Origin of the sequence: Pseudomonas furukawaii, from assembly GCF_002355475.1 — a bacterium.
Classification (GTDB): Bacteria; Pseudomonadota; Gammaproteobacteria; order Pseudomonadales; family Pseudomonadaceae; genus Metapseudomonas; species Metapseudomonas furukawaii.
Genome location: NZ_AP014862.1, coordinates 4,990,441 through 5,012,275 on the forward strand (window position 1 = coordinate 4,990,441; position 21,835 = coordinate 5,012,275).

Here is a 21,835-nt window from a genome sequence, read left to right on the forward strand (position 1 = left end):
CATACCCCTCTGCCTCGGACCACTCCGGGGGGAGAGGGGCCAGACCGAACAAGGACCGAACCATGCAAACCAGACTCCTGATCAACGGCCAGCTCGTCGCTGGCGAAGGCCCCGGCCTCGCTGTGCTCAACCCCTCCCTTGGCACTGCCCTGGTGGAGATCGCCGAGGCCAGTCCGGCCCAGGTCGATGCCGCCGTACGCGCCGCCGACGCCGCCTTCCCGGCCTGGGCTCAGACCCCGCCGAAGGAGCGCGCCACCCTGCTGCTCAAGCTCGCAGACAGGATCGACGCCCACGCGGAAGAACTCGCCCGCCTGGAATCACAGAACTGCGGCAAGCCCTTCGTCGCAGCCCTCAACGACGAGCTGCCGGCCATCGCCGATGTGTTCCGCTTCTTCGCTGGCGCCAGCCGTTGCATGAGCGGCTCCGCCGCAGGTGAATACCTGCCCGGCCACACCTCGATGATCCGCCGCGACCCGGTGGGCGTGGTCGCGTCCATCGCACCCTGGAACTACCCGCTGATGATGGCCGCCTGGAAGCTCGGCCCGGCGCTGGCTGCCGGCAACACCGTGGTACTGAAACCCTCCGAGCAGACCCCCTTGACCGCGCTGAAGCTCGCCGAACTCATCGCCGAGATATTCCCCGCCGGCGTGGTGAACCTGGTCGTCGGCCGCGGCCCGAGCGTCGGCGAACCGCTGGTGACTCACCCGAAGGTGCGCATGGTCTCCCTGACCGGTTCGGTGGCCACCGGCAGTCGGATCATCGCCGGCACCGCCGACAGCGTTAAGCGCATGCACATGGAACTGGGCGGCAAGGCCCCGGTAATCATCTTCGACGACGCCGACATCGACGCCGCCGTCGAGGGCATCCGTACATTCGGCTTCTACAACGCCGGCCAGGACTGCACCGCCGCCTGCCGCATCTACGCGCAGAAAGGCATCTACGAGACATTCGTCGCCAAGCTGGGCAAGGCCGTCGGCAGCATCCAGACCGGCCTGCAGGACGACCCGGCCACCGAGCTCGGTCCGCTGATCACCCGGCAGCACCTGGAGAGGGTGGAAGGCTTCGTCCAGCGCGCCAGCGCCCTGCCCCACGTCCAGGTGGTCACCGGTGGCGCGCGCGTAGCGGGGCCCGGCTTCTTCTTCCAGCCCACGGTGCTGGCGGGCGCTCGCCAGGACGACGAGATCGTCCGCCGCGAAGTCTTCGGTCCGGTGGTCTCGGTCACCGCCTTCGACAGCGAAGAGCAGGTGCTGGACTGGGCCAACGACTCCGACTACGGCCTGGCCTCCTCGGTCTGGACCCAGGACGTCGGCCGCGCCCATCGCCTGTCCGCCCGCCTGCAGTACGGCTGCACCTGGGTCAATACTCACTTCATGCTGGTGAGCGAGATGCCCCACGGCGGCGTCAAGCACTCCGGCTACGGCAAGGACATGTCCATGTACGGGCTGGAGGACTACACCGCCATTCGCCACGTCATGTTCAAGCATTGATGCAGTGCCCGACGGCAGTTGTGAACGAGCTCATTCGCGAGAAGGGCTGAAAGCCCCCGGGAACCTGGAGTCGCTCCCACAGGCCCGGCCCGCATCACCGGAATCACCCGACCAGGAGAACGAAAAATGCGTAATACAGTGCGTAACCTCAGCTTCATCCTGCTTTTCGCCATGGCCGGGATGGCCCAGGCGGCCGACGACGCCAAGGCCATAGTCGATGGCTACATGGCCGCCTGGAACGCCCATGACGTCGACAAGGCCGCCAGCTTTCTGGCCGAGGACGCGGTGTACTTCGACGCTACCGTCGGCACTCCGCAAGAGGGCCGCACGGCCGCCCGCGACAATGTGATCAAGGTCTTCATCGGCGCCGTTCCGGACCTGACCTGGAAGATGACCAGCGAGCCTATCGTCAGCACTGACGGTATCGCCTTCCAATGGGAATTTGCCGGCAACAACAGCGGCGCCTGGAGCGCCGAAACCCCGGCCACCAACAAGCCGCTGAAGTTCGAAGGCGTGAGCTTCGTGCGCGTGAAAAACGGCAAGATCACCTACCAGGGCGACTATTACGACGCCCTCGGCTTCAACAAGCAGCTCGGCTGGTAAGCCCTTCTCCAGTGCCCCCTGGGCTCCGGCCTTTCCTCCACCCCGGCCCCCCACAGCCGGGCGTGGCTTGTGCGTCGCCACTTGCGGCGCCCTCCTGCCCCACCCCTTTTCGGTAACCACCATGCACAGCATTCCCCGACAGCCCCAGGCGCCCGGTCCGGATGGAGGCACCCAAGGCAACTCAACCCTGGACCAGGTCAAACTGCTGATCGACGGCCTGAACAACCGCTGGACCGAGATCAGCAAGGTCTCCGACGTGATTCGCCAGATCGCCCGCAACACCAACCTGGTGGCCCTCAACGCCGCCATCGAGGCCGCCCGCGCCGGCGAACTCGGTCGCGGTTTCGCGGTGGTCGCGGACGAGGTGCGGCGCCTCGCCACTCAGTCGGCAAACGCCACCGCCGATATCGGCAATATGGTCGCCACCATTCGCCAAGAGAGCGAAAAGGCCCTGAGCGAAGTGCAGCGGGCGGAGAGCGCGGCTAAGGCGGAGACCGCCGAAGTCATGCTGGCCCGCGAGGCGCAGCAACTGCAGAACCAATTCACCGTGATGGCCACCGCCCTCTACGGCCTCAAGCACTTCATCCTCGGCCTGCACGCCCAGGGCTTCGGCCCACAGCGCGAGCAGATCGATGCGGTGATGCAGCATTTCCTGGCGCAGAACCCCGACCTGCTGGCCTTCGCCTGCGCCGGTGAACCCAATGCCCTGGACGGGCGCGACGCGGAGTTTGCCAACCAGCCAGGTTTCGACCACACCGGCCGCATCATGGCCTACTGGAACCGTGGCGCCGGCAGCATCCAACGCGAATGTCTGGTGGGCTACGACGGCGACTGGTACGAACTGCCCCGACGCAAGGGCCGCGACCTGTTCATGGAGCCCTACGAATACCGGGTGGCCGGCAATAGTGTGCTGATGACCTCCTTCATGACGCCGATGCTGGCCGGCGGGCGCTTCCTTGGCATCCTCGGCGCCGACTACAGCCTGCAACAGCTGCAGGAGCGACTGAGCCAGCTCAAGCCCTTCGGCAACGGCCACTACGCGCTGCTGTCCAACGCCAGCCACTTCGTCACCCACCCGGACGGCCAGCGTCTAGGCACCCTCGCCAGCGAACTGCCCAATGATGCGCGCAATGCCATCCGCGACGGCAAGCCGCTGCGCTTCCCAGGCCCCGGCACCCACTGCTGCCTGCTGCATCCGATCTTCGTTGGAAACTGCAACGCGCCCTGGTCGCTGCTGCTGCAGTTCGACCCCCAGGCCGCCTGAGCCGAGTGCCCGGTGGCGCTCCCCCTGCGACTCGCAGGGGGGCCGCAACCCTCGTGGTCGAACCTTACCCATCAAGCCCGGCCGCTCCGGCCAATCCCTTCTCCGCCAGCCACGCCGGGTTGAACAGCCGCCCGGCATAGAGCCCGCCCCGGTCGCAGAGCAGGGTCACGACCCGATGACCCGGGCCCAGCTGGCGAGCCACCTGCACGGCGGCGACGAGGTTGATGCCCGAGGAGCCGCCGACGAACAGCCCCTCCTCCCGCAGCAGCCGATAGACCATGGCCACGCAGGCCGGGTCGTCCACCTGCACGGCGTCGTCGATGGGGGTGCCTTCGAGGTTGGCGGTGACCCGGGTCGTGCCGATGCCTTCGGTGATGGAGCTGCCCTCGGCCACCAGCTCACCACGCTTCACCCAGTTGTAGAGCGCGCTGCCCATGGGGTCGGCGAGGACGATGCGTACGCGGGGATCATGCGACTTGAGGAAACGCGCGACCCCGGCCAGGGTTCCCCCCGTGCCGGTGGCGCAGACGAAGGCGTCCAGGCGACCCTCGGTGTCGGCCCAGATTTCCGGGCCGGTGGTCTCGTAGTGGGCCTGGCGATTGGCGGTGTTGTCGAACTGGTTGGCCCAGACGGCGCCGGGAATCTCGGCGGCCAGGCGGCAGGCGATCTTCTGGTAGTTGTCCGGGTCCTTGTAGGGCCTGGGCGGCACCGGGCGCACCTCGGCGCCCAGGGTGCGCAACAGGTCGAGCTTCTCCGGGGACTGGTTGTCCGGGATCACGATGATGCAGCGATAGCCCCGCACCGCGCAGATATGCGCCAGGCCGATGCCGGTGTTGCCGGCGGTGCCCTCCACCAGGGTGCCGCCCGGCAGCAGCAGGCCCTGGCGCTCGGCGTCGTCGATAATGGAGCGCGCGGCGCGGTCCTTCACCGAACCGCCGGGATTGAGAAATTCGGCCTTGGCCAGGATGTCGCAACCGGTTTCGGCGCTGAGCCCGATGAGACGCAGCAGGGGCGTGTTGCCGATGCTGCCGATGAAGCCCTCGCGAATCGCCATGCTGCACCTCCCGGAGTCGCCGCATGGGAACGGACAGTTTCAGTCTAGTCGCGCGCTAGTCCGGCCGGCCCCTGTCGAAATGGTGCTTGATGATGTCCGTCAGCGTCGCCGTCATCACCGCCGTGGAAACCCCGAACATCAGGATGCCGTTGGCGGCTTCCAGCGGCCCCAGTAGCCGCCATCGCTCGGTCATGACGATGTCGCCGTAGCCCAGGGTGGCGAAGTTGACCCCGGAGTGATAGAGCGCCGTGGCGAAGCTGTCGAACTCCCCCAGCCCCCGGAACAGCAATCCCCAGATTGCCATCTGGACGAAATTGCCCAGCAGCATCACCAGCATCACGGCCGAAAGCAGCAGGGTGAGGCGCCAGGGACTGGCTGGAATCCTTCCACCCCGCACGTAGCGGACATAGGGCCGCAGGCTGAAGGCGACGAACAGCGCCTGCATCACCAGGCACAACACCATCACGGGGATGCCCACCAGCAGATTGAGCAACATGGCGCGACCTCTCAGGGAACGTGGCGGCGTTGCCGCAGGAATCGCCGACGGTCGATCAGGTAGACCGCCGCGCAGGCGTACAGGGTGACCGCGATGAACAGCCCCATGCGCACCGCGAAGGCGGTGTGGACGTCCTGGCCGGCCTCGCTGTCCTGCACCGACTGGCCCAGCAGGATGATCAGGGTCACCAGGCTGTTCACCCAGAATCCCGGTGTCTGCCGGGTCACCGCCAGGGCGTAGAGCCTGCGTGCCAGCAGCAGGCCGAACAGGAGCATCCAGAGGAAGAACATCCACAGGTGCGGGAACAGGCTCAAGGCGCTCCAGAACAGCAGGGCGAGCAGGCCGCCGAGCAGGGTCGAACCCAGCAGCTCGCGGCCTGCGGTGCGGGCGGAAGCACCACAGACCTGCTGTCCAAGGCTGACCGCCTTCATGATCAGCGGCATGTAGCTGGACGGATCGATCAACGCCAGGAGAAAGGCCGGCAGCACCACCAGGGCCGCCCGCAGTGCGATCCAGGCGGTTTCGGTGGCATCCGGCGCGGGGCGGCGCGGCACCTCCCGGGCGCCGGCGGGCTCCGGGAACAACCCGTGGCAGGCCAGGGCCACCACCACGGCGAGGACGATGCCCTTGGCCAGGGCCTCGATGACCATGACCGCCAGGCCGAAGTCGAAGGTGCCGGCCGCCGAGATCATGGTCAGCCCCACCACCAGGAACTGCGCCACCAGGGGATTGCCCCCGCTCAATCCATAGCGGAAACAGAGGAACAGGCAGAGCCCCACCAGCAACACCCCGCTGGCGGGGGCATGGCGCAGCAACGGGATAATCAGCAGTCCGATGCCGGTGGTGAGCATGACGACCAGCGCCAGCGCCGGGGCGGCCTTCAGGGGCAGCGCGCGATTGCTGGTGGCCAGCAACAGGACGACGAAGATCGGCGACAGGAAGGGAATCGGCAAGGCGAGCCCGAAGCTGACCGCGAGGCACAAGGCGACGCCGCTGGCCAGGCGCAGCGCCCGCCGCCCACGCAGGTCCCGTTCAGTAGGCATAGGACAGCCAGCTCATCAGCCAGATGAACAGACGGCCCAGGGGATTGAGCGGGTTGCCCTCGACGGGAAACGCCATGACTTCCGCCTGGCCACCGACCCGAAGGCCTTGCAGGTGCTCCAGTTCGCCGGCTGAAAACTCGACGATGACCGGGAAGCGCTGGGCCGGGCGCAACCAGTCGCGGCTGTTCTCCACCGTCGGCAGCGTGCCCGGTGCCGGCGGCTGGCCCACGCTGACGCCATGGCCGACGCTGCGTACCCGGCCCTCGAATACCCGGCCCGGCAAGGCATCGAGCACGATGGCCACGGGTGTGCCGACCCGGACGTGGCCCAGGTTGTTCTCGGTCATCTCGGCGCTCAGCCAGAGGTCGTGGATGGCGATCAGGGTCATGACCGGGCTGCCCGCGCCGACGAACTGGCCGACGTCCGTGCGCAGGTCGGTGATCAGCCCGGCGGAACGGGCTCGTACCTGGGTGTTGGCCAGATCCAGCCGGGCCTTCTCCAGCGCGGTGGCGGCGCTGCGCAGCTGGGCGTTCTCCTCCTCGCTGCCGCCCTGCTGTTCACGTGCCCGCTGCACCTCGGCCCGCGCCGCTGACACCTGGCTGATGGATTGCTCCAGGGTGGCCCGGGCGACCTCCAGACGCCGCACGGAAAGGGTGCCCGGGTCTTCCCGGTAGAGCCGCTCCAGGCGATCGCTGTCCTGCCGGGCCTTCAGCTCGTTCGCCTGGGCCGCGCGCAAGGACGCCAGCGCCGAATCGATGGCGGCGGTACTGGCGCCGACCTGCCGACGCACGGTTTCGAGATCGGCGCGGGCGCGGTCGACGGCGATCCGGTACTGCTCCGGGTCCAGCTCGAAGAGGGTCTCACCGACCTTCACATCCTGGTTGTCACGTACATGCACGCGGGTGACGCGCCCCGCCACCTCGGCCGCCACCGGCACCACGAAGGCCTGCACCCGCGCCTGCTGGGTGTAAGGGGTGAAGCGATCCGCCAGGAGGTACCAGACCAGCGTCACGACGATGACCAGCGCCACCCATCGGGTACCCTTCGCCGCCGCATCGGGCGCGGGGGGCGCTTCGGGCCGGGTCGACTCTTGCTCCCGGGTCTGGGGCTGTTCGCTCATTCTCGTTCACCTTGTTCGCTGTCGGCGTCCGGTCGGGCCGGGGCGGGTGGCTCGTCCAGCAGGTCATCCCAGTCGGTACGTCGCTTCATCCGCTCACGGGTACCCTCGTCGATCAGGGGCCCATCCCGGTACCAGCCGCCGCCAAGGGCCTTGTAGAGGCCGATCAGGTTGCTCACGGCATCGCTGCGGCTGAGCAGGTAGCTGTCCTGCTGCTGGAAGAGTTCACGCTGGGCATCCAGGACCCGCTGGAAATCGGCGAAGCCCTCGCGGTACTGCGCATTGGCCAGGTCCAGGGAGCGCAAGGCGGCCCGGGTACTCTCACGACGGATACGCTCGCTTTCCAGCGCCTTGGCCAGCCCGGTGGCGGCGTCATCGGCCTCGCGCGCGGCCTGGCGCACCCGGTCGCGGTAGGCCTCGATCAACTGCTGCAGGCGGGCGTCCTGCACCCGAACCTGGTTCCTGATCCGCCCATGGTCGAACAGGTTCCAGGCCAGGCCGGGGCCGGCGACCAGGTCCAGGTTGTCGGGCGCACCGTCCAGGGTCGTTGCGCTCCAGACGATGCTGCCCAGCAAGGTCACGGAGGGATAGAGATCCGCCTCGGCGACGCCGATCAGGGCCGACTGGGCGGCGACCGCCAGTTCGGCGGCGCGCACGTCCGGCCGGCGCAGCAACAGGTTGGCCGGCACCTCCTGCAGGACCGCGCGGTCGGGCAACGGGATGAGCCCTTCCCGCTCCCGCAGTTCGGACAGGGGCCCCGGCGGCCGGCCGATCAGCACGGCAAGGGCGTTGCGGGTACGCATGACCTGGCCTTCCAGGTCCGGGATGGTGCCCAGGGTCGCCAGGTACTGGGCCTTGGCCTGCTGGAAGTCCAGTTCGGCGCTGTCGCCGCTGCGGAACAGGCGCTCGGTGATCTCGAAGCTGCGCTTCTGCCGAGCGGCGTTCTCCTGAGCGATGCGCAGGCGGGCCTCGAAGGTCCGCAGGATGAAATAGGTATCCGCCACCTGGGCGCGCAGCAGCACCAGGGCGTCCTCGTAATTGGCCTGGGCGGCGAAGTAGGCCGCGTCGGCGGACTCGATGGCACGGCTGAAGCGTCCCCAGAAGTCCAGCTCCCAGGCGATGTCGAAGCCGGTGCTGTATTGCCAGGAATGGCTGTCCCGGGGATTGCGGCCGCCGGACTGGTGGCGATCCAGGTAGAGCGCGTCGGCGCTGGCCTGCTGGAACTGCGGGTAGCGGCCGCTCAGGGCGATGCCCAGTTGCGCGCGGGCCTCCATCACGCGCAGGCCGGCGATCTCCAGGCCGGGATTGTAGGCATCCGCCTCGGCGATCAGGGCGTCGAGGGTCGGGTCCTCGAACACCCGCCACCACTGGAGGAAATCCGGCTGCGGCCGGTGGCGGCTGATCTGCTCGAGCGCCGGGCTGTTCCAGTGCTCCACCCAGGGCTCGCGGGGCGACTGGAAGTCAGGGCCGACCCGGGTGCAGCCAGCCAGCCAGAGGGTTCCGGCCAGGACCAGCGCCAGGGGCGCACGGAGGGCGGGCATGGGCGGACGGACCTGGCGCTCAGGATTCGGTCGGGGCCTCGGCCAGGGGTATCCGCGTCACCGGCCATGGCCGGAATGCCAGGCCCGTGGATGGGGTCTCGCACAGGGGCAGGGAACACTCCGGAAGGAAGAAGAGAGTCATCGGAATCTCCTGGAAACCGTCGACGATCGAGCCGGATCGACTCAGGACAGGGCCCGGGAACGCGCCTTCCAACGGCCGCCCCGAGCACACCGCTGAGCATAGACCGAGCCGGCCATCCCGCCCGGCGATGGCTCACTCGCCGATGTCTTCGTTCCACAGCTCCGGCCGGGCGGCGATGAAGTCCTCCATCAGGCGCACGCACTCGGCGTCGTCCCGCACCTCCAGCTCCACGCCCCGGGAGCGCAACAGCGCCTCCTCGCCCAGGAAGGTGCGGTTCTCGCCGATCACCACCTTCGGGATCCCGTAGAGCAGGATGGCGCCGCTGCACATGGCGCAGGGGGACAGCGTGGTGTAGAGCACCGCCTCGCGGTAGACGCTGGCGGGCTGGCGACCGGCGTTCTCGAAGGCGTCCATCTCGCCATGCTTGATGGCGCTGCCCTCCTGGACCCGGCGGTTGTGTCCCCGGCCGATGATCCGCCCCTTGTGGACGATCACCGAACCGATGGGGATGCCGCCCTCGGCCAGTCCCAGGCGGGCTTCCTCGATAGCGGCTTGCATGAAGGGATCCATGGTCGTTCCTTGTGTCGGGTTATGGGTTGCGTCCCTGTTTACGCGACCGGCTCGCCCTCCCGCAAGGGGCTGGCCGCCTGCTTCGCCTGCCAGCGCTGGTAGGCGTTGATGCCGGCCCGTACCGAGCTGAATACCAGGGGCGGCTTCAGCTCCCCCAGCTCGCCGGAGCGTTGCAGCAACTCCCAGGCGGGGCCCTGCAAGCGGGAGAAGGCGAAGAAGACGCCCTTCGCCGCCAGGGTCTGCTGCACTTCCTTGAGGGTGGCGAGGCCGGTGAGGTCCAGGTTGATCATGGTTTCGGCGTTGAGCAGCACCGCCCGGGGCGCCTCGCTGTCCTCCACCAGGCGCAACAGACGCTGCTTGAAGTAGTCGGCGTTGAAGAACAGTAGCGGCGCGTCGAAGCGGTAGATCAGCAGCCCCGGCAAGGTGGCGGCCTGTGGATAACGTCCCAGCTCCACCTGGCCGTCCACGCCGTCCACCCACCCCAGCACCGCGTCCCTGGGCCGATAGGTGAGAAAGAGCAGCCGCAGCAGGGCCAGGCCCACCGCCACCAGGATGCCGGGCAGCACGCCGACACCCAGCACGCCGATGGTGGTCATCAGGCAAAGCCCGGTCTCGAAGCGGCTGAGCCGCCAGAAACCCTTCAGCGCGCGGAAGTCGATCAGCCCCCAGCCCGCCAGCATCAGCACCGCCCCGAGGGCGGCGATGGGCACCCAGCCCAGGGCATCGTGGAGGAAGACCAGCACCGCGACGATCACCAGGGCCACCACCACGCTGACCAGTTGCGTCTTGCCCCCCACCAGGTCGTTCACTGCGGTGCGCGAGTCGGCGCCGCTGATGACGAAGGACTGGGAGACCCCGGCACCGACGTTGGCCAGGCCCAGCGCGATGAACTCGCGGTTGGCGTCGATGGCGTAGCCGTGGCGGGCGGCGAAGCTGCGGGCGGTGAGCATGGCGCTGCAGAAGCTGACGATGGTGATACCGGTGGCGTCCCGCAGCAGGCCGAGGAGCTCCGGGTAGCTGGTGCGCGGCCAGCTCAGCTCAGGCAACCCGGCCGGCACCGCGCCCAGCAGGTCCACCCCGTACCGCTCCAGGTCCAGCACCACCACGGCCACCGAGGCCAGCACCAGGCCCACCAGGGCCACCGGCAGGCGCGGCCAGCGCCGGGGCAGGAGGATCATCAGCAGCAGGGTGGACGCCCCCAGGGCCAGGGTGGGCAAGTGGGTGCTGGCGAGGTTGCGGATCATCGCCAGGAGCCCGGCGACGAAGCCACTGGTTTCGCTCTGGTAGCCCAGCAGCTTGCCCAACTGGCCCGCCAGCAGGCTGAGGCCGATGCCGTTGAGGTAGCCCACCAGGATCGGCCGCGAAAGAAAGCTGGCGATGAAGCCCGCCCGAATGAGTCCGGCCACGACCGACAACAGGCCCACCATCACCGCGACGATCATCGACAGGTGCACCAGCCGTTGCGGGTCGCCGGCGGCCAGTGGCGTGATGGCGGCGGCGACCATGGCGGCGGTGGCGGCATCGGGGCCCACCATCAATTGCCGCGAGCCTCCGACCAGCGCATAGACCAGCATCGGCAGGATGCAGGCATAGAGCCCCACCTGGGCGGGGAACCCGATGATCTGGGCATAGGCGATGGCCGTGGGGATCTGCACCGCGGCCACCGAAAGGCCGGCGGCCAGGTCGCTGCGCAGCCAGTCACGCTGGTAGTGAAAGGGACCGAAGTAGCCGCGCAGCCATTGGATCGGGTTCATGGGAGCCGTCCGTCGTTCGACTCCAGAAGCTTAGGACGAGATTGGCGCGAGAACCCTGCGGCGAAGCGAATCGCCACGCCGCAGGTGTCGGGCTCAGGCGTCCTTCTCGCAATTGACCATCCAGGACACCCCGAATCGATCCACCAGCAGGCCGAAGCGGGCGGCCCAGAAGGTCTGCGCCAGCGGCATCTGCACCTGGCCGCCATCGGCCAGGGCGTTGAACACGCGCTCGGCTTCGGCGATGCGATCCACATTGATGGAGATGCTGACGCCGCTGATGCCTCTGTAAGGCACCTGGGGCGGGCAGTCGGAGCCCATGAGCACCTGGTCGCCCACCGCCAGGCGGGCATGCATGATCTTGTCGCGGAACTCCTCGGGTACATCGCCCTCGGCGGGGCTCTCGGCGAAGGTGAACAGGGCTTCCAGGTTGCCATTCAGCACCTTGGCGTAGAACTGGAAGGCCGGACCGCATTGGCCGTCGAAGGTCAGGTAGGGATTGATCAACATGGTCAGGTCCTCATGACTGGCGGGATTTTTCGAAGATCCGCTGCTCCTGCTCACGCAGCTCAGGGGTGAAGGCCTCACCGAAATCCTCGGCCTCGAAGACCTGCCGGATCTCGATCTCGGAATCGGACAGCATGGGGTTGGGGCAGCGCTTGACCCACTCGATGCAGGCTTCGAGGGACTCCACCTGGAACAGCCAGAAACCGGCGATCAGCTCCTTGGTCTCGGCGAAGGGGCCGTCAATGACGCTGCGGTCCTTGCCGCTGAAGCGCACGCGGGCGCCCTTCGAGCTGGGGTGCAGCCCCTCGCCCGCCAGCAGGACGCCGGCCTTCATCAACTCCTCGTTGTACTGGCCCATGGCCGTGAGCAGTTCGGTGCTGGGCATGATGCCGGCTTCCGATTCCGGGGTGGCTTTGACGATCACCATGAAGCGCATTGTCCTTCTCCTTTTGATTGGCCCGCGGCCCTTGCCGGCTGGCTATGACAAGTGGTCGACGCGGCAGGGGCGGAATCGACAGCCGGCAGATTTTTTTTGGAACGCGGGGACCGGATCAGCGTAGACCCGGATGGAGAGACTGCGCGGAGCGCGTGACGTAATGCGTTGGCGAGCGGCGACGGCACCCTGGAAGCGGGTGCCGAGGGCGCCATCAGCGCGGGGCGATATGGGCCACCATGAGTTGCACGCTTTCCTGGCCGCGGTATTCGTTGACGTCCAGTTTGTAGGCCAGCTCGGCCCAGCGCACCGTGGGGTTGGGCCACTGCTCGCGATCGATGTTGAAGGCGATGCCGTCCAGTTGCAGCGCACCGCATTCGCTCTTCAGCACCAGCTTGAGGTGGCGCTCGCCCACCAGGCGCTGCTGGACGATCTGGAACACGCCGTGGAACAGCGGCTCCGGGAAGTGCTGGCCCCAGGGCCCGGCCAGGCGCAGGGCGCGGGCCAGCTCCAGGTGGAATTCCTCGATGCCCAGCTGGCCGTCGGACAGCAGGCGCCCGGTGAGGTCCTCCTCGCACAACTGGCGTCGGGTCTCGGCGTCGAAGGCGGCAGCGAAGGCACCGAAGTGCTCCACCGGCAGGGACAGGCCGGCGGCCATGGCGTGGCCGCCGAACTTGGTGATCAGGCCCGGATGACGCGCGGCCACGGCATCCAGGGCATCGCGGATATGGAAGCCGGGAACCGAACGCGCGGAACCCTTGAGCAGGCCATCGCCGGCATCGGCGAAGGCGATGGTCGGGCGGTGGTAGCGCTCCTTCAGGCGCGAAGCGAGGATGCCGATCACCCCCTGGTGCCACTCCGGCTCGAACAGGCAGAGGCCGAAGGGCATGTCCTCGATGGGCAGGTTCTTCAACTGGGCCAGCGCCTCGCGCTGCATGCCCTGTTCGATGGCCTTGCGGTCCTGGTTGAGCGCGTCCAGCTGGGCCGCCATGTCACGGGCCAGCGCCTCGTCCTCGCAGAGCAGGCATTCGATGCCCAGGCTCATGTCGTCCAGGCGACCGGCGGCGTTCAGGCGCGGGCCGAGGATGAAGCCGAGGTCGGTGGAGGTGATGCGCGACGCCTGGCGACCGGCCACTTCGAGAATGGCCTTGAGGCCGGGTCGCGCGCGACCGGCGCGGATCCGCGCCAGCCCCTGGTGGACCAGGATGCGGTTGTTGGCGTCCAGGGGCACCACGTCGGCGACGCTGCCCAGGGCCACCAGGTCGAGCAGTTCGCCGAGGTTGGGCTCCCTGATCCCGGCACGGGCGAACCAGCCGTTCTCCCGGAGGCGTGCGCGCAAGGCCAGCAGCACGTAGAAGATCACGCCCACGCCGGCCAGGGACTTGCTGGGAAAGTCGCAGCCCGGCTGGTTGGGGTTGACGATGGCGTCCGCCGCCGGCAATTCCGGCCCCGGCAGGTGGTGGTCGGTGACCAGCACCTTGAGACCGGCGGCCTTGGCGGCGGCCACGCCCTCGACGCTGGAGATGCCGTTGTCCACGGTCACCAGCAGGTCGGGATGACGCTTGAGGGCCACGGCGACGATCTCCGGGGTCAGGCCGTAGCCGTACTCGAAGCGGTTGGGCACCAGGTAATCCACATGGAAGGCGCCGAGCATGCGCAGGCCCAGGACGCCGACACAGCTGGCGGTCGCGCCGTCGGCGTCGAAGTCGCCCACATAGAGGATGCGCTGGCGCTGCGCCAGGGCGTCCACCAGCAGGTCGACGGCGGCGTCGATGCCCTTGAGGCGCTGGTAGGGGATCAACCGCGCCAGGCTCTTGTCCAGTTCATCCGCCGACTGCACGCCACGGGCGGCGTAGAGGCGGGTCAGCAGGGGCGGCAGGTCGCCCAGGTCGGGCAGCTTTTCAGGTAAGGGGCGTGGATCGATGCGCATGGGGATTCCGGCGTGGCGGCGTGCCGTGATCGGCGGACGCCGCGCTTGAGTCAAAGCGAAGTGGCGGCGCGGGCGGCCTGGTCGTAGAGGCCGGACATGGCTCTGAGCATGCCGGCCAGGCGATGGATTTCCTCGGGATCGATATTGAGGTTCTCGAACGAGGCGATCAGGCATTCGCGGCGAATGTCGGCGTACTCCTGGCACAGGGCGCGGCCTTTCTCGGTGGTGCGGTAGAACATCTCCTTGCCCTGCTTCTCGCCTTCCACCAGTTCCAGTTTGGCCAGCTTCTTCAGCGCATAGGTCACCGTGTGGGTGTCCTCGATGTTCAGCAGCAGGCAGATGTCCGCCTGGCGCTTGGCGCGGTCGCGGCTGGTCAGGCTGTGCAGCACCATCACATCCAGGGCGTTCATCTCCACCTCGCCGGCGGCGCGCATGCAGCGCCCCATCCAGCGCAGGAAGGCGTTGCTGGAAATGATGATGGCGAATTCGAGCTCGGAAAGTTCCTCGGACTGCTCGGCCAGGTGGGCCGAGGCCACGATGGGCGAACGCGGGGAACGGGGGGGTTTGGCGTCAACCATCTTGCGATCCATGACTGCGGACGGCCACCGGGGCCGCGAGTGGAAATGGGGTTGGCAAGCATACAGCAAAGCCGGCGTCGCGACGGAAGCCGGTCGACAGGGCAACAATAAAAATACGTTGATATTTTATTGATGTTTTATCATCGTAATACCAACGAGATTCCCACCCGATACCTCGGGCCAAGCGAAGACAATCAGAGGAACCCGATGAGCCGCCTACTCCTGAACTGTGATATCGGCGAAAGCTACGGCGCCTGGACCATGGGCCTGGACGCCGAGGTGATGCCCCATATCGACTGCGCCAACATCGCCTGCGGCTTCCACGCCTCGGAACCACTCACCATGCACCGCACCGTAGCGCTGGCCATCGAGCACGGCGTACGCATCGGTGCCCACCCCGCCTACCCCGATCTCGCCGGATTCGGCCGCCGCTCGATGGCCTGCAGCCCGGACGAGATAGAAACCATGCTGCTCTATCAGATCGGCGCACTGGACGGCATCTGCCGCGCCCAGGGCACCCGGGTCAGCTACGTCAAACCCCATGGCGCGCTGTACAACGACATGATGCGCGAGCCGGCCAAGCTGCGTGCGGTGATGCGCGCCGTCGCCCGTTACGACGCCAGCCTGCCGCTGATGCTGATGGCCACCCGCGACAACCAGGCGGCGCAGGCCATGGCGGAGGAAATGGGCCTGCTGCTGTGGCTGGAAGCCTTCGCCGACCGTGCCTACGACGCCGACGGCCTGCTGCTGCCCCGCAGCCAGCCGGGCGCGGTGCACGAGGACGCCGACACCGTGGTGGCCCAGGCGCTGGCCCTGGCGCGCGGCGAGGCGTTGCGCGCCAGCGATGGCAGTGCCCTGTACCTGCACGCCGACACCCTCTGCGTGCATGGTGACAATGCCGGCTCCGTCGCCGCCGTACGGCGCATCCGCGAGGCACTGCGGAGCCTGGCGGAATGAGGCCGCGTGTCGAGGTGGTCGGTATCGACAGCCTGATCCTGCGGCTGTTCGAGCGCATCGATGAATGCAACATGCCCTGGCTGCTGGCGGCGACCGAGCGTCTGCGCGAGAGCTTCGGCGCTGCCCTGGTGGACCTGGTGCCCTCCTACACCACCCTGCTGCTGCAGTACGACCTTCTGCAACTGGATGACCGGCAGGCCCGCGAGTGCATTGCCCAGGCCTTCGAGGACTTGCGCCCAGCGTCCGAGGCGGCGGGGCGCGAGCTGCAGGTCCCGGTCTGGTATCACCCCAGCGTCGGCCCTGAACTGACGGAGCTCGCGGAACGCAGCGGGTTGGGGATCAGTGGCGTGATCGCCCGCCACAGCGCCCGCAGCTACCCGGTATTCGCCCTGGGGTTCGCCCCGGGCTTCGCCTTCATGGGCCTGGTCGACGAGTGCCTGGCCAGCCCACGCCTGGGCACCCCCCGCCAGCGCGTAGCCCCCGGAAGCCTGGGCATCGCCGACCGCCAGACCGCCATCTACCCGGTGGAGTCTCCCGGCGGCTGGAACCTGATAGGACGCAGCCCGGCCACGCTGTTCGATCGCAATCTGGAGGGCTACAGCCTCCTGCGTCCTGGTGACCGGGTGCGCTTCGTCCCGGTCGAGCGGGACGAGTTCATTCGCCTTGGCGGCAACGACAGCCCTTTCGAGGTCACCCCATGAGCCTGTTGATAGAACGTTGTGGTGCCCTCGCCACGCTTCAGGACGGCGGCCGTTCCGGTGTTCGCCATCTCGGCGTGACCCAGGGCGGCAGCGCCGACTGGTATTCGCACCATTGGGCCAACTGGCTGCTGGGCAATGAACGGGCAGCGCCGGTGATCGAGATCGTGCTGGGTAACTTCGAACTGCTGGCCAGCCAGGATGCCTGCCTGGCACTGGCCGGCGCGGATCTGGGCGCCAGCCTCGATGGCGAGCCCCTGGAACCCTGGCGGAGCTTTCGTATCGCCAAGGGTCAGCGCCTGTGCTTCACCCAGCCGCGCAAGGGGGTTCGGGCCTACCTGGCGGCGCCCGGCGGCTTCATCGCCGAAAGGGTTCTCGGCAGCTGCGCCACCGTGGGCCGCGAGCGCCTCGGCGGCCTGCGGGGCGACGGCCGCCCCCTGGCGCCCGGGGACGCCCTGCACTGGCGAGGTGGGTCACCCGGTCCGCGCGTGGTGGACCCTGCACGGATTCCCCCGTTCGACGGGACATTGCGCCTGGACGTGGTGCTCGGTGCCCAGATCGGCGACTTCAGCGGCCAGAGCCTGTTCGACGCCTTCAACCAGGAGTGGCAGGTGGACCCGCGTGCCGACCGCATGGGGATCCGCCTGACAGGTCCGGTGCTCACCGGACCGCGCCAGGCGATGGTGTCCGAGGGCGTTCCCCTGGGCGCCATCCAGGTCCCCAGCGATGGCCAGCCGATCGTCCTGCTGAATGATCGGCAGACCATCGGCGGCTACCCACGGCTGGGTGCCCTGACGCCGCTGTCTGTGGCGCGCCTGGCCCAGTGCCTGCCGGGTAGCCGGGTACGCTTGCATCCGGTTTCGCTTGATGAGGCGCAGCGCCAGCAACGCCGGTTGCTCGCCGACTGGCCCCCCTCTCCCGATGCCGCGGAGGCCTTTCCATGAACCTCGCCCCCCTTTCGCCCAGGCGACCGCGCAAGGGCCATGGCGCAACTCCCCGGGCGGCGGCCGTGCAGGCCAGGCCGGCCCTGGCGATCAGCCACGCCCCCTGGCGCGTATTCATCAGCGACCTGCGCGACGACCCGCTGGGGTTGAACGGCGTGACCGAGAACACGACACGAAGCGGTTGAACAAATGCCAGCCCGGCAAGCGGGCACACCAGCTACCTGCCCAGACTCCAAGAACAACAGCGAGAAGGTAACCCCCATGCAACCGACCCAATCCCTTGCCGGCAATGCAGCCGGCGACCAACGGAATGTCCTTCGCGGTGCCATCTTCATCATGGCGACCTCGTCCATCGGCCCCGCCTTCCTGACCCAGACCTCCCTGTTCACCGAGAAGTACCTGGCCAGCTTCGCCTTCGCCATCGTCATCTCCCTGCTGATCGACATCGGCGCCCAGCTGAATATCTGGCGGGTCATCACCGTCGCCAACCTGCGTGGCCAGGACGTGGCCAACCGCGTGCTGCCGGGCGTGGGCCACCTGATCTCGGCCTTCATCGTGCTCGGTGGCATCGCCTTCAACATCGGCAACATCGCCGGCGCAGGCCTGGCCATCAATGTGATCTTCGGGATTCCTCCCCTGGTCGGCTCCCTGGTGGCCGCCGTATTGATCATCGCCATCTTCATGCTGCGCAACGCCAAGCAGGTGATGGACGGTTTGATGCAGCTCTTCGGCCTGGTGATGCTGGGGATGATCGGCTACGCCATGCTGCAGTCCAATCCGCCGCTGCAGGACGCCCTGCTGCACAGCATCCAGCCCGATGACCCGCTGATCCTGCTGCTGCCGATCATCACCCTGGTAGGCGGCACCGTCGGCGGCTACATCTCGTTTTCGGGCGGCCATCGCCTGGTGGAGGCCGGCATCACCGGCGTCGAGAACGTCGGCGTGGTGACCCGGGCGGCGGTCACCGGCATCCTGACCACCGGGGTCGTGCGCATCTGCCTGTTCCTCGCCGCGCTCGGGGTGGTCAGCCAGGGCCTGAAGCTGGACCCGGGCAACCCCGCGGCCTCGGTGTTCGGCCATGTCATGGGTACGGTCGGCTACAAGGTGTTTGGCGTCGTGCTGTTGGCCGCAGCGCTGTCCTCGGTCATTGGCGCGGCCTACACCAGCGTCAGCTTCATGTATTCGCTGCACCCCGGCATCCGCCAGCACAACCAGCGCGTGGTGATCGCCTTCATCGCCTGCTCCACGCTGATCTACTGCCTGGTCGGGCAACCGGTGAAGGTGCTGGTGGTGGCGGGCGCGCTCAACGCCCTGGTCCTGCCGCTGGCGCTGGGCTGCATCCTGTGGGCGGCGAAGAAGCCGGCCATCGTCGGCCAGGAGTACCGGCACCCGAACTGGATGCTGGCCTTCGGTGTCCTGGCGATTGTCGCGACCGCCGTTGGCGTTGGCCTGTCGTTCAACTCACTGCTGAACTTCTGGCAGGCCTGAGGACCGGGCAGGCTCGGCGAGCCGACTCAACCGCGCTCGCCGACCAGCCACTCCAGCGGAATCTCGTGCTGGCCACGCTCATCGGTGATGAACAGCTCGCCGTCGCTGATCATCACGCTCCAGTTGATCGAGCGCGGCAGGTCGCGGGCCAGGTTTTCCAGGGCGTCCTGGTCGACGGCGACCACATTGATGTTCTTCAGGCTGCGCACGCCATCCAGCACCTTGGTCTGCCAGACGCGCAGGTTGCCGTAGGCCACCAGGCTGAAACGCTCGGTACGACGGGAACACCAGGTGATGCGCTCGGCATCCGGCTGGCCCACCTCGATCCAGTGCAGGACGCGGTCGTCCAGGCTCTTTTCCCACAGGGCAGGCTCATCCACATCCGACAGGCCACGGCCAAACGCCAGTTGCTCGTGGTACCAGAGGGCGTAGGCGATCAGGCGCACGGCCAGGCGTTCCTCGGTTTCCGAGGGGTGCTTGGCCACGGTGAAACGGAGGTTTTCGTAAACGCTGCGGTCCAGGTCGGTGAGGTTGAGTTCGACTTTGTAGGGGGTCGCTTGGAGGGCCATGGGGGGCTTCTTGGTGATTCGCGGAGGGTGGCAAGTCTACCCTGATTCCAGGCCCCTTGGCTGGGCCGTCCGGCTAATCGGCCGGGTAGCGCTGGATACGGTTGCGGCCCTTGTCCTTGGCGGCGTAGAGCGCGTCGTCGGCCAGCGACAGCAGGCGGAACAGGTCGTAGCCGCCGTCGCGGGAACTGACGATGCCGATGCTGACGCTCAACTGTCCGGGCTCCAGCAGCGGCAGCCCGGCGAACTCCCGACGGATGCGCTCGGCCACCTGGCCGCCCGCCTCGAGGTCGGCCGCCCCCAGCAGGCAGGCGAACTCCTCGCCGCCGATGCGGCCGAACACGTCCTGCTTGCGCAGGCTCCCCTCGACCACCTGGCCGAACGCCACCAGGGCCTGGTCGCCGGTCGCGTGGCCATAGTTGTCGTTGAGTCGCTTGAAGTGGTCCAGGTCGCAGAGCAGCAGGACCACCTGCTCGCCCCGTTGGGCGCAGCCCTTGAGCAGGTATTCGCCGGACGACATGAAGGCCCGGCGGTTGCCCACGCCGGTGAGCGGGTCGCAATAGGCGGCCGCCCGGAACTTGAGTTCGGCCCGTTCCTTGACCATGGCCAGAATGACGAAGGCCATGCCAATGGCGTAGAGCAGGGTCTCGAACACCAGCAGGGCGAAGAAGCGGGTGCCCTGTCCGGCGCTGGCGAGGGCCATGTCGAAAGGCATGCCCTGGTCCACCACGATGCGTACGCAGTAGAAGCCGGCATGGAACAGGCTCAGGACCAGGGCCGGCACCCAGGCGACCTCCAGGCTCCGGCGGCTGCGCCAGAGCTCCAGGGCCGCGAGGCCGGTGTAGCAGACCGTCATCAGCGAGCTGACCATCACCCGCACGGCCAGGGACTCGTAGAAGGCCGGATTGAGGCAGAGCAGCGTCCAGATCACCGCCCCGGCGAAGATCCCCGGCAGGTGCGGCTGGCGTCCCACGAAGACGCGCAGGGCGGTCCAGGTCAGCGCGGCGCTGATCTGCAGCACCCCATTGCCCAGCACCAGCGGCACGAAATCCATGCCGATGCCCCGCAGGCTGCCCAGCACGGTGCCCAATGCGCCCAGCAGCAAGGCCGCGGCGAGATAGCCCAGCGTCGAATCGCGACGACCACGGCGCCAGGCGTGGAGCATGAGCAGGCCGACCAGGACCAGCACGTAGATATCCACCATCACCAGGGTAGGAATGTTCAAGGGCATTGAGCCTCCTTCCGGCGCGGCGGCGGCGGTCGGTGGCATCGGGTGAGGTCGGTGGGCATGGGGGTCATGACGCGGAATGCGATGGGCTGAAATGAACTTTAAGTCGCGGCGCCGGGGTGCGCCAGCGGCAATCCGGACTGTCCGGGGAAGGCCCCGAGGGAGTAGAGTCGCCGCCATCGCCTGCCATGGATTTTCCGATGAACGTATCCGCCAAACCCCTCGCCGGCCTCAAGGTCATCGAGCTCGGCACCCTGATCGCCGGTCCCTTCGCCTCACGCCTGTGCGCCGAGTTCGGTGCCGAGGTCATCAAGGTCGAATCCCCCGATGGCGGCGACCCGCTGCGCAAGTGGCGCAAGCTCTACGAAGGCACCTCGCTCTGGTGGTTCGTGCAGGCGCGCAACAAGCAGTCGCTGACGCTCAACCTCAAGCACGCCGAGGGCCGGGAGATCCTCAAGAAGCTGCTGGCGGACGCGGACATCCTGATCGAGAACTTCCGCCCGGGCGTGCTGGAGAAACTGGGCCTGGGCTGGGACACGATCCACGCCTTGAACCCGAAGTTGGTGATGGTGCGCCTGTCCGGCTTCGGCCAGACCGGTCCGATGAAGGACCAGCCGGGCTTCGGCGCCGTGGGCGAATCCATGGGTGGCCTGCGCTACATCACCGGCTTCGAGGACCGTCCGCCGGTACGCACCGGGATCTCCATCGGCGACTCCATCGCCGCGCTCTGGGGCGTGATCGGCGCGCTGATGGCGCTGCGCCACCGGGAAGTGAACGGCGGCCAGGGCCAGGTGGTGGACGTGGCGCTCTACGAGGCGGTGTTCGCCATGATGGAGTCCATGGTCCCGGAGTTCGATGTGTTCGGTTTCATCCGCGAGCGCACCGGCAACATCATGCCGGGCATCACGCCCTCCTCCATCCACACGGCGGCGGACGGCCGCCATGTGCAGATCGGCGCCAACGGCGATGCCATCTTCAAGCGCTTCATGCTGGCCATCGGTCGCGAGGACCTGGCCCAGGATCCCCAACTGGCCAGCAATGACGGCCGTGATGCGCGACGGGACGAGCTGTATGGCGTCATCGACCGCTGGGTGGGGGGGCTGCCCCTGGACCAGGTGCTGGAGACGCTGACCCGCGCCGAGGTGCCGGCCAGCCGCATCTACTCCGCCGAGGACATGTTCGCCGACCCGCAATTCCTCGCCCGGGAGATGTTCCTCCAGGCCAGGCTGCCGGACGGCAAGCCTTTCCGGATGCCCGGCATCGTGCCCAAGCTCTCCGAGACGCCCGGTTCGGCGGACTGGATAGGCCCGGAGCTGGGCGAGCACAACGCCGGCATCCTGGCCGGGCTGGGCTACAGCGCCGAGCAGGTGGCGGCGTTGAAGGCGGCCGGGGCGATCTGAGGTCCTTTCCCTCGTAGGGTGCGCGCGGCGCACCCTAC

The 21,835-nt window shown here is 67.8% G+C and carries 22 protein-coding genes and 1 pseudogene; 10 read left to right on the plus strand and 13 right to left on the minus strand.

The features are described 5' to 3' along the window. The first annotated feature begins 62 nt into the window (after window positions 1-62). The 4 genes and pseudogenes from KF707C_RS23090 to KF707C_RS30190 all read left to right on the plus strand — a co-directional run bounded on the left by KF707C_RS23090 (window position 63) and on the right by KF707C_RS30190 (window position 3,354). Window positions 63-1,487, plus strand: a complete 1,425-nt coding sequence (locus KF707C_RS23090) for a gamma-aminobutyraldehyde dehydrogenase (protein ID WP_003455883.1) — start codon at window positions 63-65, stop codon at window positions 1,485-1,487. A gap of 126 nt (window positions 1,488-1,613) precedes the next feature. Continuing rightward, the gene (locus KF707C_RS23095; protein ID WP_003455882.1) at window positions 1,614-2,090 is read left to right on the plus strand and encodes an ester cyclase; all 477 of its coding nucleotides are present in this window, start codon (window positions 1,614-1,616) and stop codon (window positions 2,088-2,090) included. A gap of 121 nt (window positions 2,091-2,211) precedes the next feature. Beyond that, window positions 2,212-2,550: pseudogene (locus tag KF707C_RS30185) on the plus strand (methyl-accepting chemotaxis protein); the annotation flags it as partial. 306 nt (window positions 2,551-2,856) lie between these two features. After that, window positions 2,857-3,354 carry a PDC sensor domain-containing protein gene (locus KF707C_RS30190; protein WP_371918824.1) on the plus strand — a complete coding sequence of 166 codons (498 nt, stop codon included), beginning with the start codon at window positions 2,857-2,859 and terminating at the stop codon, window positions 3,352-3,354. 64 nt (window positions 3,355-3,418) lie between these two features. On the opposite strand, the gene KF707C_RS23105 is transcribed toward KF707C_RS30190, so the two are convergent. The 11 genes from KF707C_RS23105 to KF707C_RS23155 form a co-directional block, all read right to left on the minus strand. Then, complete coding sequence (locus KF707C_RS23105; RefSeq protein WP_003455880.1) at window positions 3,419-4,408, minus strand: cysteine synthase A; 990 nt, start codon at window positions 4,406-4,408, stop codon at window positions 3,419-3,421. 55 nt (window positions 4,409-4,463) lie between these two features. Then, window positions 4,464-4,904 (minus strand): potassium channel family protein, encoded by a 441-nt coding sequence (locus KF707C_RS23110; RefSeq protein WP_003455879.1) that lies wholly within the window; start codon window positions 4,902-4,904, stop codon window positions 4,464-4,466. Between the two features lie 11 nt (window positions 4,905-4,915). After that, window positions 4,916-5,947 (minus strand): DUF2955 domain-containing protein, encoded by a 1,032-nt coding sequence (locus tag KF707C_RS23115; protein ID WP_003455878.1) that lies wholly within the window; start codon window positions 5,945-5,947, stop codon window positions 4,916-4,918. Next, complete coding sequence (locus KF707C_RS23120) at window positions 5,937-7,067, minus strand: HlyD family secretion protein (RefSeq protein ID WP_003455877.1); 1,131 nt, start codon at window positions 7,065-7,067, stop codon at window positions 5,937-5,939. The genes KF707C_RS23115 and KF707C_RS23120 overlap by 11 nt, the downstream gene beginning before the upstream one ends. Continuing rightward, window positions 7,064-8,605 carry an efflux transporter outer membrane subunit gene (locus KF707C_RS23125; protein WP_003455876.1) on the minus strand — a complete coding sequence of 514 codons (1,542 nt, stop codon included), beginning with the start codon at window positions 8,603-8,605 and terminating at the stop codon, window positions 7,064-7,066. Before KF707C_RS23125 ends, KF707C_RS23120 begins: the two co-directional genes overlap by 4 nt. Window positions 8,606-8,879: 274 nt before the next feature. After that, window positions 8,880-9,317 carry a nucleoside deaminase gene (locus KF707C_RS23130; RefSeq protein WP_003455874.1) on the minus strand — a complete coding sequence of 146 codons (438 nt, stop codon included), beginning with the start codon at window positions 9,315-9,317 and terminating at the stop codon, window positions 8,880-8,882. Between the two features lie 38 nt (window positions 9,318-9,355). Further along, complete coding sequence (locus tag KF707C_RS23135) at window positions 9,356-11,071, minus strand: SulP family inorganic anion transporter (protein WP_003455871.1); 1,716 nt, start codon at window positions 11,069-11,071, stop codon at window positions 9,356-9,358. 93 nt (window positions 11,072-11,164) lie between these two features. Further along, window positions 11,165-11,578, minus strand: coding sequence for a VOC family protein (locus KF707C_RS23140; RefSeq protein ID WP_003455869.1), 414 nt, complete (start codon window positions 11,576-11,578; stop codon window positions 11,165-11,167). 10 nt (window positions 11,579-11,588) lie between these two features. Continuing rightward, window positions 11,589-12,011 (minus strand): YciI family protein, encoded by a 423-nt coding sequence (locus tag KF707C_RS23145; RefSeq protein WP_003455866.1) that lies wholly within the window; start codon window positions 12,009-12,011, stop codon window positions 11,589-11,591. 211 nt (window positions 12,012-12,222) lie between these two features. Further along, window positions 12,223-13,938 carry a single-stranded-DNA-specific exonuclease RecJ gene (recJ, locus tag KF707C_RS23150; RefSeq protein WP_003455864.1) on the minus strand — a complete coding sequence of 572 codons (1,716 nt, stop codon included), beginning with the start codon at window positions 13,936-13,938 and terminating at the stop codon, window positions 12,223-12,225. A gap of 50 nt (window positions 13,939-13,988) precedes the next feature. Continuing rightward, a complete protein-coding gene (locus tag KF707C_RS23155; protein WP_003455862.1) occupies window positions 13,989-14,516 on the minus strand; it encodes a winged helix DNA-binding protein in 528 nt (175 codons plus the stop codon). A 207-nt stretch (window positions 14,517-14,723) separates the two neighbouring features. Here KF707C_RS23155 and KF707C_RS23160 point away from each other — a divergent pair, with 207 nt between their 5' ends. The 5 genes from KF707C_RS23160 to KF707C_RS23180 all read left to right on the plus strand — a co-directional run bounded on the left by KF707C_RS23160 (window position 14,724) and on the right by KF707C_RS23180 (window position 18,603). Further along, the gene (locus KF707C_RS23160; RefSeq protein ID WP_003455860.1) at window positions 14,724-15,473 is read left to right on the plus strand and encodes a 5-oxoprolinase subunit PxpA; all 750 of its coding nucleotides are present in this window, start codon (window positions 14,724-14,726) and stop codon (window positions 15,471-15,473) included. Further along, a complete protein-coding gene (gene pxpB, locus KF707C_RS23165; protein WP_003451568.1) occupies window positions 15,470-16,174 on the plus strand; it encodes a 5-oxoprolinase subunit PxpB in 705 nt (234 codons plus the stop codon). Before KF707C_RS23160 ends, pxpB begins: the two co-directional genes overlap by 4 nt. After that, window positions 16,171-17,115, plus strand: a complete 945-nt coding sequence (locus KF707C_RS23170; protein ID WP_003451564.1) for a 5-oxoprolinase subunit C family protein — start codon at window positions 16,171-16,173, stop codon at window positions 17,113-17,115. Before pxpB ends, KF707C_RS23170 begins: the two co-directional genes overlap by 4 nt. After that, entirely contained in the window at window positions 17,112-17,300 is a 189-nt protein-coding gene (locus KF707C_RS23175) for a hypothetical protein (protein WP_003451551.1), read from the plus strand. Before KF707C_RS23170 ends, KF707C_RS23175 begins: the two co-directional genes overlap by 4 nt. Before the next feature lie 76 nt (window positions 17,301-17,376). Continuing rightward, a complete protein-coding gene (locus tag KF707C_RS23180) occupies window positions 17,377-18,603 on the plus strand; it encodes an NRAMP family divalent metal transporter (RefSeq protein ID WP_003451543.1) in 1,227 nt (408 codons plus the stop codon). Window positions 18,604-18,629: 26 nt separating this feature from the next. Here the strand turns inward: KF707C_RS23180 and KF707C_RS23185 are convergent, their stop codons facing one another. Both KF707C_RS23185 and KF707C_RS23190 read right to left on the minus strand, forming a co-directional pair. Beyond that, window positions 18,630-19,172 (minus strand): YaeQ family protein, encoded by a 543-nt coding sequence (locus KF707C_RS23185; protein ID WP_003451542.1) that lies wholly within the window; start codon window positions 19,170-19,172, stop codon window positions 18,630-18,632. Window positions 19,173-19,245: 73 nt separating this feature from the next. Then, the gene (locus KF707C_RS23190; RefSeq protein ID WP_003451541.1) at window positions 19,246-20,400 is read right to left on the minus strand and encodes a GGDEF domain-containing protein; all 1,155 of its coding nucleotides are present in this window, start codon (window positions 20,398-20,400) and stop codon (window positions 19,246-19,248) included. Between the two features lie 197 nt (window positions 20,401-20,597). On the opposite strand from KF707C_RS23190, the gene KF707C_RS23195 reads away from it, so the two are divergent. Continuing rightward, window positions 20,598-21,797 carry a CaiB/BaiF CoA transferase family protein gene (locus KF707C_RS23195; RefSeq protein WP_003451540.1) on the plus strand — a complete coding sequence of 400 codons (1,200 nt, stop codon included), beginning with the start codon at window positions 20,598-20,600 and terminating at the stop codon, window positions 21,795-21,797. Window positions 21,798-21,835: the final 38 nt, after the last annotated feature.